At 73.6% G+C, this 12,736-nt stretch carries 7 protein-coding genes; 5 read left to right on the plus strand and 2 right to left on the minus strand.

All coding sequences use genetic code 11. From position 1 onward, the window contains the following. Positions 1–275 precede the first annotated feature (275 nt). Together typA and AB0469_RS19595 are read right to left on the minus strand one after the other, a co-directional pair. Positions 276–2,180: a translational GTPase TypA gene (gene typA / locus AB0469_RS19590; RefSeq protein WP_366452649.1), complete on the minus strand. Its 1,905-nt coding sequence runs from the start codon at positions 2,178–2,180 to the stop codon at positions 276–278. A gap of 370 nt (positions 2,181–2,550) precedes the next feature. Next, positions 2,551–4,971, minus strand: a complete 2,421-nt coding sequence (locus AB0469_RS19595) for an ABC transporter family substrate-binding protein (RefSeq protein WP_366452650.1) — start codon at positions 4,969–4,971, stop codon at positions 2,551–2,553. Between the two features lie 359 nt (positions 4,972–5,330). On the opposite strand from AB0469_RS19595, the gene AB0469_RS19600 reads away from it, so the two are divergent. From AB0469_RS19600 to AB0469_RS19620, 5 genes are all read left to right on the plus strand, one after another. Next, the gene (locus AB0469_RS19600) at positions 5,331–5,555 is read left to right on the plus strand and encodes a hypothetical protein (RefSeq protein ID WP_366452651.1); all 225 of its coding nucleotides are present in this window, start codon (positions 5,331–5,333) and stop codon (positions 5,553–5,555) included. Positions 5,556–5,649: 94 nt separating this feature from the next. Next, positions 5,650–6,474, plus strand: coding sequence for a hypothetical protein (locus AB0469_RS19605; RefSeq protein ID WP_366452652.1), 825 nt, complete (start codon positions 5,650–5,652; stop codon positions 6,472–6,474). A 1-nt stretch (position 6,475) separates the two neighbouring features. Beyond that, positions 6,476–8,377, plus strand: coding sequence for a fumarate reductase/succinate dehydrogenase flavoprotein subunit (locus AB0469_RS19610; RefSeq protein ID WP_366452653.1), 1,902 nt, complete (start codon positions 6,476–6,478; stop codon positions 8,375–8,377). Beyond that, positions 8,374–9,156 (plus strand): succinate dehydrogenase/fumarate reductase iron-sulfur subunit, encoded by a 783-nt coding sequence (locus AB0469_RS19615; protein WP_366452654.1) that lies wholly within the window; start codon positions 8,374–8,376, stop codon positions 9,154–9,156. The genes AB0469_RS19610 and AB0469_RS19615 overlap by 4 nt, the downstream gene beginning before the upstream one ends. 45 nt (positions 9,157–9,201) lie before the next feature. Then, a complete protein-coding gene (locus AB0469_RS19620) occupies positions 9,202–12,516 on the plus strand; it encodes a serine/threonine-protein kinase (protein WP_366452655.1) in 3,315 nt (1,104 codons plus the stop codon). Positions 12,517–12,736: the final 220 nt, after the last annotated feature.

The following is a 12,736-nucleotide window of genomic DNA, read 5'->3' on the forward strand; positions in this document are numbered from 1 at the left end:
TCCTCAGGGACGCCCAGACCGTAAACCACACTTAAGTGGTCTCGTTTTCACAACATCACCGTATGGCGAAAACCCGAAATCCGGACAAACGGATAGGAGACAGACACGTGCGAAACGGACGGTTAGTTCATCTTCCGGAGTGTCACGGTCGGTATGCGGACACTTGAGCGACACAATCCGTTTGACAAACGACGACGGCCCCTGCCCGCACCGAGCCGGTGCAGGGAGGGGCCGTCGCCGATGGTGTGCGTTTCGGCCAGAAGCCTACTCGCGTACTACTTGGCCGACTTGGCGCGGGAAGCGGTGCGCGAACGCTCCTTCTGGTCCAGGACGACCTTGCGGATGCGCACGGCCTCCGGGGTCACCTCGACGCACTCGTCGTCGCGGCAGAACTCCAGGGACTGCTCCAGGGAGAGCTTGCGCGGCGGGACGATCGCCTCGAAGGAGTCGGCGGAGGAGGAGCGCATGTTCGTGAGCTTCTTCTCCTTGGTGATGTTCACGTCCATGTCGTCGGCGCGCGAGTTCTCGCCGACGATCATGCCCTCGTACACCTCGGTGCCGGGGTCGGTGAACAGGACGCCGCGCTCCTGGAGGTTGGTCATCGCGAAGGCGGTGACCGCACCGGCGCGGTCGGCGACCAGGGAGCCGTTGTTACGGGTGACCAGCTGGCCGAACCACGGCTCGTGGCCCTCGTGGATCGAGTGGCCGATGCCGGTGCCGCGGGTCTGGGTCAGGAACTCCGTACGGAAGCCGATGAGGCCGCGGGACGGGACGACGAACTCCATGCGGACCCAGCCGGAGCCGTGGTTCGACATGTTGTCCATGCGGCCCTTGCGGACGCCCATGAGCTGGGTGACGGCGCCCATGTGCTCCTCGGGCACGTCGATCGTCATGCGCTCGACCGGCTCGTGGACCTTGCCGTCGATCTCGCGGGTGACGACCTGCGGCTTGCCGATGGTCAGCTCGAAGCCCTCGCGGCGCATCTGCTCGACCAGGATGGCGAGCGCGAGCTCACCGCGGCCCTGGACCTCCCAGGCGTCCGGACGGTCGGTGTCCAGGACGCGCAGCGAGACGTTACCGATCAGCTCGCGGTCCAGACGGTCCTTGACCTGGCGCGCGGTGACCTTGCGGTCCTTGACCGCGGCCTTGGCGTCCGCGCCCTTGCCGGAGCCGCCGCGGCCGACCATCGGGGAGGTGTTGGTGCCGATGACCATGGAGATGGCCGGCTCGTCCACCGTGATCAGCGGCAGCGCGATCGGGTTCTCCGGGTCGGCCAGGGTCTCGCCGATCATGATGTCGGGGATACCGGCGACGGCGCAGATGTCACCGGGGCCGGCGACCTCGGCCGGCTTGCGGGTGAGCGCCTCGGTCATCATCAGCTCGGTGATGCGGACGTTGGAGACCGTGCCGTCACGCTTGATCCACGCGACCGTCTGGCCCTTGCGCAGCTCGCCCTGCTCGACGCGGAGCAGCGCGATGCGGCCGAGGAAGTTGTCGGCGTCGAGGTTGGTGACGTGGGCCTGGAGGGGGGCCTCGTCGTCGTAGGTCGGGGCCGGGACGTGCTCCAGGATGGTGGAGAAGAACGGCTCCAGGTTGTCGCTGTCCGCCGGGACGGTACCGTCCTCCGGCTTGGTCAGCGAGGCGATGCCGTCACGGCCGCAGGCGTAGACGATCGGGAACTCGATCTGGTCCTCGTCGGCGTCCAGGTCCAGGAACAGGTCGTAGGTCTCGTTGACGACCTCGTCGATCCGGGAGTCCGGGCGGTCCGTCTTGTTGATGCAGAGGATGACCGGCTTCCGCTGCTGGAGGGCCTTGCGGAGCACGAAGCGGGTCTGGGGCAGCGGACCCTCGGAGGCGTCCACCAGCAGGACGACGGCGTCCACCATCGACAGACCGCGCTCGACCTCGCCACCGAAGTCGGCGTGGCCGGGGGTGTCGATGATGTTGATCGTGATCGGGGCCCCGCCGTCCTTGGGGTGGTACTTCACCGCCGTGTTCTTGGCGAGGATCGTGATGCCCTTCTCACGCTCCAGGTCGTTCGAGTCCATCATGCGGTCGTCGAGCTGCTGGTGGGCGGCGAAGGCACCGGCCTGCTTGAGCATGGCATCGACGATGGTCGTCTTGCCATGGTCGACGTGGGCGACGATGGCGACGTTACGGATGTCGTGGCGCGTGGGCACTTCGGCGCTTCTCCCGGGATCGTGGATGGCGTCGCGTACGGCCTGGCACGCGCGCCTCGACCGGGCGGAAAACCTGCCACGGCCTTACACCATCGTACGTCGATCGGCGGGAACCGCCTGCCGGGGGGTCTGTCAAGGGGCCGGACGACTGAGGACGGCCGGGTCGTGGGTGGGGGTTCCCGGCTGTCGGTACGGCCCGTGTTCCTGCGGGTCAACGGGTAGGGACGACCTTGCCCGCCGGGAATCCGGCGGGCAAGGAAATTGAGTCACTTCTGAGCTTGCTACCCGCCGGTCAACCCGACAGGCCCCGTTTTTTCACCACTTCTTCGCCGCGCCGCCTTCCGGCCGCCGGGGCCCCGGCCGGCCGCTCCTACTTCTTCTTCGCGTCCTTGGCGGCGGGCGGCTTCTTCCAGCCGATGTCCTGGAAGCGGGGCGCCCCGAGGCCGAAGGCGCCGGCGTTGGCCAGGCCCGGCTTGGCCGCGACCAGCTCCGGGCGCTGGTAGAGCGGGATGGAGCCGGCCGCCGCCCAGATCCGGGCGTCCGCCTTGCGCATCAGGTCGCGGGCCTTGGCCTCGTCCAGCTCACCGGCCGCCTGGTCGAAGAGCTGGTCGATGTGGTCGGTGCCGACCCGCGTGTAGTTCTGCTCGACGAGCAGCGAGCCGTCGGCGGCCGGCTCCGGCTTGGCGAAGATGGGCCGGTCGTCGGTGGCCGGGAAGGCCGTGGCGGGCCAGGAGTAGAGGGCCAGGTCGTACTGGCCCGAGGCGATGTGGTCCTTGAAGAAGCTCTCGTCCGGGACCTTGGTGATCCGGGTGCTGATGCCGATCTTCCGGAGGGTCTGGGAGATCCGCTCGCCGACCGCGCGCAGGGCCTCCGAGCCGGGTCCGGCCGGCAGGACGAAGCGCAGGTCGAGCTGCTTGCCGTCCTTGGCGAGCATGGCGCCCGAGGTGCGGGGGGCGACCTGCTTGGCCGGAGCCGGGGCCGGGGTGGCCTTCGCGGGTTCCTTGGCGTCCTCCCCGTCCGCCTCGGCCTCCGCCTTCGCGGCCGCGGCGGCGGCCGCGCGCTTGCCGTCCTCGATGGCGCCCGCCTGGGCCAGCAGCGCCTCACCCTGCTGGGCGGCCAGGGAGGACGGGGCCAGCACGGGCGAGGGCCGCCCGCGCAGGGAACCGGGGACGAAGGCCATCCCCTCGTCGACGAGGTCCCCCTCGAAGGCGGCGGGCCCCTCCTGGAGGATCCGCGGGCCGGAGACGGGGGCGCTCGGCCGGCCCGGCCGGCCCCGGCGGTCCGGGCGGTCCCGGCGCACGGCGCCGTTGCGGCCGTCGTCCTGGCCCACGATGTAGAGGCCGTCGTTGCCGGTGCCGTCGCCCGGTCCCGGCTTGGCGCCCGACGGGGTCTTCGAGTCGTCCGTCGCCCCCTCTCCCTCCGGGCCCGCCTTCGCCTCGGGCGGCTCCGTCAGCTTGCCGTCCTTGCGCCAGCCCGCGTCCGCGAGGAGGGCCTGGGCGGCATGGGTGTCCTGGCCGCCGAGGGCGTCGCTGTTGTCGGCGTACGCCTGCTGCCCGGCCAGCGCCAGGTGGCTGCCCACCGGCTTGGCCGGCAGGCCGAGCGGCTTGAGGACGATCTCCGCGAGCTCCTTGCGGTCCAGGGCCCGGGCGATCGCCCGGCGGACCCGCTCGTCGGAGAGCGGTCCGGAGGCCCCGTTCATGGCCAGCTGGGTGTACGAGGGCTCCAGCGACCTGCGGACCTCGAAGCCGCGCAGGGCCGACTGCTCGTCCGCGTACTTCTGCACCGCCTCGGCGTTCTTCTGCCGGTTCTCCTGCTCCTCCTTGGCCTTGGTCTCGTCGGCGCCGTGGGCCAGCGCCCAGGAGCGGGTGGCCTGCGCGGGGGTGAGGGAGGCGCCGGGGCCGTGCGTGCCGTCCACGCGGCCGGCGTCGCGGTGGGCGAGGGCGATGCGGTCGGCGCCCGCCCGGTCGATCTCCGCCAGGTCCACCTTCCCGGCGGCCAGCGCGGCCGGGCGGCCGGCCCGCGGGACCGCCGTCAGGACGAGGGTGTCCAGCTTGGCGCCCCGGCCCCACCAGCGGGGGTTGCGGGTCAGGGCGGCGGTGCCGGTCTTCTTGTCGATCGCCCCGAGGTTGAAGGGTCCGGCGGTGACCTTGAGGGCGCCCCGGGCCCCCTCGTTGAAGGCCTCCGGGGTGCCCATGACCTGCTTCGGGTAGAGGGGGCTGAACAGGGAGCGCCAGTCCGCGTACGGGCGGACGAAGGTGACCTTGACCTCCAGGTCGTTCTTGCCCCGCTCGATCTTCTCGATCCGCTCGTAGCCGGAGTTGCGGGCCGTCCAGTACGCCGAGTCCTTGCCGTTCAGGGCCCGCCACTGCGCCACGAAGTCGGCGGCGCCGATCTCGCGCCCGTCGCTCCACACCGCCTTCTGGTTCAGCTTGTACAGCACGACCTGCTTGGGCTCGCGCTCGACGACCTCGGCCTTCTCCAGGTAGTCGGGATTGGCCACCGGCCGCCCCTTGGCGTCCAGCGTGAACAGCTGCGGCAGCACCGCTCCCGCGATCCGCGTGGTGGTGGCGTCCGCGTCGGCCTGGAAGGCGTTCAGGGTCTCCGGCAGGGAGTCCACCGCCCAGCGCAGGACCCCGCCGTCGGCGACCTGCTCGCGGGCCGTCAGCCCGATGTCCGGACCGGCGGCGGCCGGCCCGCCGTCGTCCTCACCCGCCCCGCATCCCGCGAGGAGCGGCAGTGCAAGGACTCCCGAGGTGAGGAGCGCCAAGGACCTGCGCCTTCTCTGGGTCATGGGTGGTACCTCCGGGACGGGGCGTGGAGCCGTGAAAGAGAGGGGTCTTGATCACGTTCGGCGGTATATGGAGCTGATCACACTGGTGTCGAAACCCACTGAAATAGACAGCCCGCCGGGTCCTCCGGAGCGGACCCTCGCCACGCCGCGAACCCCACCCGTGCGGACCAATCCCGGTTGCGGCCCGGACGGGCGGTCCCTCGTTCGAGGGATGAAAATGGGGGCAGGGAGGGGCGCACGGTTTGCGCCTGCGCGCCCGGAATCGCTGCACGTCCCTTCACAACCGGGGACGGGAGGCGCGACACTCGCAGGCGCCCGTGAGCGTTGCCACCGCACCCCCGCGGAAGTGAGGTCACGTCATGTCCCTGCAAGACGATCTGACGGCCGTACGACGCAACCTGAACGAGCTGGTCCGCTCGGTGGAACGGCTGGAGCAGGACGTCGCCCGGCAGTCGCCGGCCGCCGCCCCCAGAGCGGCCGCCCCGGGCGGGATGGTCCCCGTCCCGGACACCCCGTACGACCAGTCCAAGTGGACGGACACCGACGACGAGGGCCTCGGCGTCCGCGACCGCCGCGCCCCCTGATCCCCTCCCGTCCCCGCACCCCCATCTGGCCCGGCCGCCACGCGCGGCCGGGCCTCCTGGGCCACCCCTCATCGCACTCCACCCGGAGTTCTCCTTGGCCACAGGCACGGAACCACACCGGCAACGGCCCGGCGGGGTCCACACCCCCTCCCGGGCCGCGATCGCACCCGGGCACCTGCGCACCGACCGGTGGTGGCTGGCCCCCGCCGGCACCGCGGCCGGGCTGCTCGCCTTCGTCGTCTACTCGACCTGGCGGGCCTTCGCGAACGCCCACTACTACGCGGCCCCGTACGTCTCCCCGTTCTACTCCCCCTGTCTGGCGGAGAACTGCGAGACGATGCGCGGCGGCCCCAACCTCGGCCTGTTCGGCAGCTGGTGGGGCCTGTCCCCCGCCCTGCTGATCCTGGTCTTCCCCCTCGGCTTCCGCCTGACCTGCTACTACTACCGCAAGGCCTACTACCGGGGCTTCTGGGCCTCGCCGCCCGCCTGCGCGGTCCCCGAACCGCACGCCGGCTACACGGGCGAGACCCGCTTCCCGCTGATCCTCCAGAACGCGCACCGGTACTTCTTCTACACGGCGGTCCCGGTCGCCGGGATCCTGACGTACGACACCGTGCTGACCTTCCGCGACCGGCACTACGCGTGGGGACACATGGGCCTGGGAACCCTGTTGTTCCTCCTCAACATCGTGCTGATCTGGGCCTACACCCTGTCCTGCCACTCCTGCCGGCACGTCATGGGCGGCCGCCTGAAGCACTTCTCGGCCCACCCGGTGCGCTACCGGCTGTGGAGCTGGGTCGGCCGGCTCAACACCCGCCACATGCAGCTCGCCTGGGCCTCCCTGATCAGCGTGGCCCTGTGCGACTTCTACGTGTACCTGCTGGCCACCGGCACCTTCACCGACCCGAGGATCTTCTGACATGACCCAAGTCGACCGGCAGCAGTGGGACGTGGTCGTGGTCGGTGCGGGCGGCGCCGGGCTGCGGGCCGCGATCGAGGCCCGGGAGCGGGGCGCCCGTACGGCCGTGATCTGCAAGTCCCTCTTCGGCAAGGCCCACACGGTCATGGCGGAGGGCGGGATCGCCGCCTCCATGGGCAACGCCAACGAGCACGACAACTGGCAGGTCCACTTCCGCGACACCATGCGCGGCGGGAAGTTCCTCAACCAGTGGCGGATGGCCGAGCTGCACGCCAAGGAGGCCCCGGACCGGGTGTGGGAGCTGGAGACCTGGGGCGCGCTCTTCGACCGGACGCCCGACGGCAGGATCTCGCAGCGCAACTTCGGCGGCCACGAGTACCCGCGGCTGGCGCACGTCGGCGACCGGACCGGCCTGGAGCTGATCCGCACCCTCCAGCAGAAAATCGTCCAGCTCCAGCAGGAGGACTTCCGGGAGCACGGGGACCACGAGGCCCGGCTCAAGGTCTTCCAGGAGTGCACGGTGACCCGCGTCCTGAAGGACGGGGACCGGGTCTCGGGGACGTTCTGCTACGAGCGCGAGTCCGGCCGCTTCTTCGTCCTGGAGGCCCCGGCGGTGGTCCTCGCCACGGGCGGGATCGGCAAGTCCTTCAAGACCACCTCCAACTCCTGGGAGTACACGGGCGACGGCCACGCGCTGGCCCTGCTCGCGGGAGCCCCGCTCCTCAACATGGAGTTCGTGCAGTTCCACCCCACGGGCATGGTCTGGCCCCCTTCCGTGAAGGGCATCCTCGTCACGGAATCGGTGCGCGGCGACGGCGGGGTGCTGCGCAACTCCGAGGGCCGGCGGTTCATGTTCGACTACGTCCCCGACGTCTTCAAGGAGAAGTACGCCGAGACGGAGGAGGAGGGCGACCGCTGGTACGAGGACCCCGACGGCAACCGGCGCCCGCCCGAGCTGCTGCCCCGCGACGAGGTCGCCCGGGCCATCAACTCCGAGGTGAAGGCGGGCCGCGGCTCCCCGCACGGCGGGGTGTTCCTGGACGTGTCCACCCGGATGCCGGCGGAGCGGATCAAACGGCGCCTGCCCTCCATGTACCACCAGTTCAAGGAGCTGGCGGACGTGGACATCACCGCCGAGCCGATGGAGGTCGGGCCGACCTGCCACTACGTGATGGGCGGCATCGCGGTCGACTCCGACACCGCCGCCACGGCCGGGGTACGGGGGCTGTTCGCGGCCGGCGAGGTCGCGGGCGGGATGCACGGCTCGAACCGGCTCGGCGGAAACTCCCTGTCCGACCTGCTGGTCTTCGGCCGGCGGGCCGGTCTGCACGCGGCCGGACACGCGGCGGGCGGCGGGGAGCGGCCGGCGGTCTCCCAGGAGCAGGTCGACGCCGCGGCCGCCGAGGCGCTGGCCCCCTTCCGCGCCGACGAGGGCGCGGAGAACCCGTACACCCTCCACCAGGAGCTCCAGACGACCATGAACGACCTCGTCGGCATCATCCGCCGCGAGGCGGAGATGGCGGAGGCCCTGGAGCGGCTGGCGTCCCTGCGCGTACGGGCCGCCCGGGCCGGGGTCGAGGGGCACCGGCAGTTCAACCCGGGCTGGCACCTGGCCCTGGACCTGCGCAACATGCTGCTGGTCAGCGAGTGCGTGGCCCGCGCGGCCCTGGAGCGCACCGAGAGCCGGGGCGGCCACACCCGCGAGGACCGCCCGGCGATGGAGCGGGAGTGGCGGCCGGTGAACCTGCTGTGCCGGCCCGTGCTCCCGGCCCCCGCCGATCCGGCGGCCGACCGGATCGTCCTCGAACGCACCCGGACCGATCCCATCCGCCCCGACCTGCTCGCCCTGTTCGAGAAGGACGAGCTGGCCAAGTACCTCGCCGAAGAGGAGCTCACCGGATGACCACCTACGACGCCCGCTTCCGGGTCTGGCGGGGCGACGCGGAGGGCGGGGACCTGCGGGACTTCACCGTCGAGGTGCACGACGGGGAGGTGGTCCTGGACATCGTCCACCGGCTCCAGGCGACGCAGGCCCCGGACCTGGCGGTGCGCTGGAACTGCAAGGCGGGCAAGTGCGGCTCGTGCAGCGCCGAGATCAACGGGCGGCCGCGGCTGATGTGCATGACCCGCATGTCCGTCTTCGACCGGGACGAGACGGTCACCATCACCCCGCTGCGGGCCTTCCCCGTGGTCCGGGACCTGGTGACGGACGTGTCCTTCAACTACGAGAAGGCGCGCTCGGTGCCGGCGTTCGTACCGCCGGCCGGGCTGGCGCCGGGCGAGTACCGGATGCAGCAGGTGGACGTGGAACGCTCGCAGGAGTTCCGCAAGTGCATCGAGTGCTTCCTGTGCCAGGACACCTGCCACGTGGTGCGCGACCACGAGGAGAACAAGGGCGCCTTCGCCGGCCCCCGCTTCCTGATGCGGGTCGCCGAGCTGGACATGCATCCGCTGGACGCCGCCGAGGAGGCGGGCCTGGACCGCAAGCGCACGGCCCAGGACGAGCACGGGCTGGGCTACTGCAACATCACCAAATGCTGTACGGAGGTCTGCCCGGAGGGGATCAGGATCACCGACAACGCCCTCATCCCGCTGAAGGAGCGGGCCGTGGACCGCAAGTACGACCCCCTGGTGTGGCTGGGCAGCCGGATCCGGCGCCGTTCGCCGTCCGACCCCCGGTAGTTCACTTCGCGATGGACAATGCCCCCTGGACGACCGTCGGATGACGTGGTGTCAGGGGGCTGCGCGGTGCGGGTGGGGGAACTGCTGGCGGACCGGTACCGGCTGGACCGCCGGCTCGGCGCGGGCGGCATGGGCGAGGTGTGGGCGGGCCACGACCTGGCCCTGGACCGGCCGGTGGCGGTCAAGGTGCTGCTGGAGGCGGCGACCGACGAGGAACTGATCGCCCGCTTCCGGCGGGAGGCGACGATCGGGGCGCGGCTCCAGCACCCGGGCATCACCGTCGTGCACGACGTGGGGCAGCACGAGGGACGGCTGTTCATCGTGATGGAACTGCTCCCCGGCGAGGACCTGGGGGCGGTGCTCGCCCGCGAGCGGGGCGGGCTGCCGGCCGCGGAGGCGGTGGAGCTGGCCGCGCAGGCGGCGGAGGCGCTGGCCGCCGCGCACGAACGGGCGGTGGTCCACCGGGACCTCAAGCCCCAGAACCTCTTCCTGCTGCCCGGCGGGCGGCTGAAGATCTGCGATTTCGGCATCGCGCACTCCGCGGACGCGACGGCGGGCTGGACGGTCACCGGCCGGATGTTCGGCACCCCGCCGTACATGGCGCCGGAGCAGTGGCGGGGCGAACACGTGGACGCCCGGTGCGACCTGTACGCGCTGGGGTGCGTGCTGTACGCCCTGCTGACCGGGGAGCCGCCGTTCGGCCAGAGCGAGGGCCCGTACGTCCTGATGCTGCGCCACATCGAGGAACCTCCGCGCCCGCTGCGGGAGGCCGGGGCGGCGGTCTCCCCGGAGCTGGAGGCCCTGGTGGGCGCCCTGCTGGCGAAGCCCCCGGCGGACCGCCCGGAGTCGGCGCAGACGGTGGCCCGGACGCTACGCGAACTACCGGCCGGCGGGGGCCTCGCGGGCGCGGCGGGCGCGGGCGCGGCGGATGCGGGCCTCGCGGGCGCGGGCGCGACGGGCGCGGGCGCGACGGGCGCGGGCCTCGCGGGTGCAGGCGCGACGGGCGCGGGCGCGACGGGCGCGGGCCTCGCGGGCGCGGGCGCGGCGGATGCGGGCCCGGACGGGACGGGAGTCGCGCTCCCGGCGGAGGGTCCCGGTGTGGCGGCCTCCGCCGGGGGCGGCGGGGGTTCGGGGAGCGGGGAGCCGGCCGGGAACGGCGAGGGGTCGGGGAGCCCGGAGCCGGTCGGGGGGCCGGACGTGGCGGGTTCCGCCGCGTCGAGCTCCGACCCGCCCCGGCCCGCCGCCGCCTCCCGCGACGCGGGCCGCCCGGGCGGGAGTACGTCCGAGGACCCGTGGGGGTTCGTACGGGAGCTGCTGCTGGAGGCCGAGGATGCGCTCGGCGGGCTGCCCGTCGGGGCCGGGGACGTACGGGTCGAGGGGCTGGCGCTGGCGGCCGAGGCGGCGGCGCGGTTCGACGCGGGGCTGGCGGGGCGGCTGCTGGCGGACGCCGAGCGGTGGGCGTGGGCCGACGGCGGCGGGGACGGCTCCCGGGTCGCCGGGCTGCTGACGGGGCTGGCCCGGCGGATCTCGCGGGACGCCCCCGCGCGCACCGAACGGGTCCTGACCGACGCGCAGCAGGCGCTGTTCCCGGTGTTCGGGCCGCGCCGCGCCAGCCGGCTGCGGAAGGTCGCGGAGGAGCTCGCGGCGGTGGCGCCCGAGCGCGGGGTGCGGCTGGCCCGGCGGCACTTCCCCGGCAGCGCGGCGGAGGAGGCGGTGCTGGCCCGGGCGGTCCTGGCCAGCGCCCCCACCGACCCGGCGCGGGCGGAGCGCTGGCTGGCCCGGATCCCGAGCGCGGCGGTCCGTGCGGCCACCGAGTCCAAGGCCGTCACCGCCGTCGCCCGGCAGGACCTGCCCGGCGCCCTGCGGCTGGCCGCGCGGATACCCGTCGGCGGGGCCAGGGTGCGGGCGCTGTGCCGGGTGGCGGGCGAGCGCACCGCCGTCGGGGACGGGGCCGGCGCGGACGAGGCCCTCGTACGGGCCGAGGAGGCCCTGGCCGAGCTGGCGGCGGCGGCCGGGGCGCGGGAGGAGGAGGCGGACGCGGCCCGCGCCGCCCTCAAGGCCGCCCGGGAACTGAGCGCCGAGGGCCACCGGTCCGTACTGGAGCCGGCCACCGCGCGGGAGCGGGCGGCCGCGGCGCGGGAGCTCGCCGAACCGGCCGAGCGGGGCCGCGAGCTGGCCTGGATCGCCCGGGACTGCACGGCGGGCGCGCCCTGGCTGGAGCGGGCCGCGGCCGATCCCGGCACCCGCCCGCCGCGTTCCGACACCTCGGCACCGGGCCGGGAGGGCGGCCTCCCCGCCGGGCCGGGTCCGTCGCGCGCGGAACGCTGGCGGGCCGGTACGCCCCGGCCGGACGCCCTGTACGCGGCCGGGCGGCGGGTGGTGTGGACGGCGGACTCCGAGGTGGGCTGCCTGGACGCCGATTCGGGGACCACGCGGTGGACGGCGTACGCCGACGAGGGGGTGCCGGCGCTGCCGCTGCCCGAGCCGGAGCGGGTGTGGTGCGCGGCCGACGCGGACAGCGTGTGCGTGGTGGTGGAGACGGACGGCGGGCCGGGCGGGCGGCTGGTGGTCCGGGAGCCGGCGGACGGGCGGGTGCGGTGGTGGCGGGAGCTGCCGAAGGCGGCTTCGCTGACGCCGTCGCCGGGGTTGCTGCTCGTGACGGCGGAGGGCGGGCTGACCGCCCTGCGCAAGGACACCGGCGAGCCGGTGTGGCGGCAGCCGGTGCCGGAGGCGGCCCCGCGGACGGTCACGGTGTCGGACGAGTGCCTGGTCCTCGGCGACGGCCGGCAGCTGCGGGCGCTGCACCTGCCGACCGGCGCGCCGCTGTGGTCGTGGCCGCGCGGCTACGGCGGCGGGGCGCGGGAGCTCCCGGACCTGCCGGCGGGGACGGTGCACGTGCTGGACGGGGGCGTCGTGCGCGCCCTGGACCGGCGCAGGGGCTACGAGCTGTGGCGCTTCGAGCCGGGTGCGGCGGCGGAGCGGCTGCTGGTCGAGGACGGCGTGGTGTACGTGGCCGCGTACCGGCCGGAGCAGGGCTGGGACACGGTGTTCGCCCTCGACGGGGGCAGCGGTGCGGTGCGCTGGCAGCAGCAGGTGACGCGGCGCGAGGGCACGGAGTGCGTACTCGAACTGCTGGGCGTCAGGCGGGGGGTGCTGTACGTCCACTCGGCCCACGGGGGCCGGCGCGGGCTGCTGGGCCGGGGGGCACCGCCGTTCGTGACGGGCCTGGAGGTGGCCTCGGGCCGCGCCCGGCGCCTGTGGGAACACGAGGCACCTGGAGGAGGCCCGGCCCCCACCCTGGCGGGCGACACCCTGGTGACGGCGACCCCGACCCCGACGGGTGTGGCCCTCCCGGGGTGAGCCCGCCCTCTCCCCGGCGAGGGGCGGGGGCGGTGTTCTCGCGGTACGGGCCCGCCATCTCCCCCGCGAGGGGCCGGGGGCGGGGCGGCGCCTGCCCACCCGCCTCCCCGGATGCGGGTGGGTGCGCCGGGGGCGGGGTCCGGGCAGGGCGGAACCCGGACGGCCGGCCGGGACGGGGCGGGGGCGGTGTCCCCCGGGGCGGTCGCGGAGAAGGGTTGGG

The organism is Streptomyces sp. NPDC093801, assembly GCF_040701585.1.
In the GTDB taxonomy this organism is placed as follows: Bacteria; Actinomycetota; Actinomycetes; order Streptomycetales; family Streptomycetaceae; genus Streptomyces.

Excerpts from the sequence above, each read along its gene's own strand:
- AB0469_RS19615 (WP_366452654.1), top strand. The coding sequence starts at position 8,374 with ATGACCACCTACGACGCCCGCTTCCGGGTCTGGCGGGGCGACGCGGAG.
- AB0469_RS19600 (WP_366452651.1), top strand. The coding sequence starts at position 5,331 with ATGTCCCTGCAAGACGATCTGACGGCCGTACGACGCAACCTGAACGAG.
- AB0469_RS19595 (WP_366452650.1), bottom strand. The coding sequence starts at position 4,971 with ATGACCCAGAGAAGGCGCAGGTCCTTGGCGCTCCTCACCTCGGGAGTC.
- AB0469_RS19610 (WP_366452653.1), top strand. The coding sequence starts at position 6,476 with ATGACCCAAGTCGACCGGCAGCAGTGGGACGTGGTCGTGGTCGGTGCG.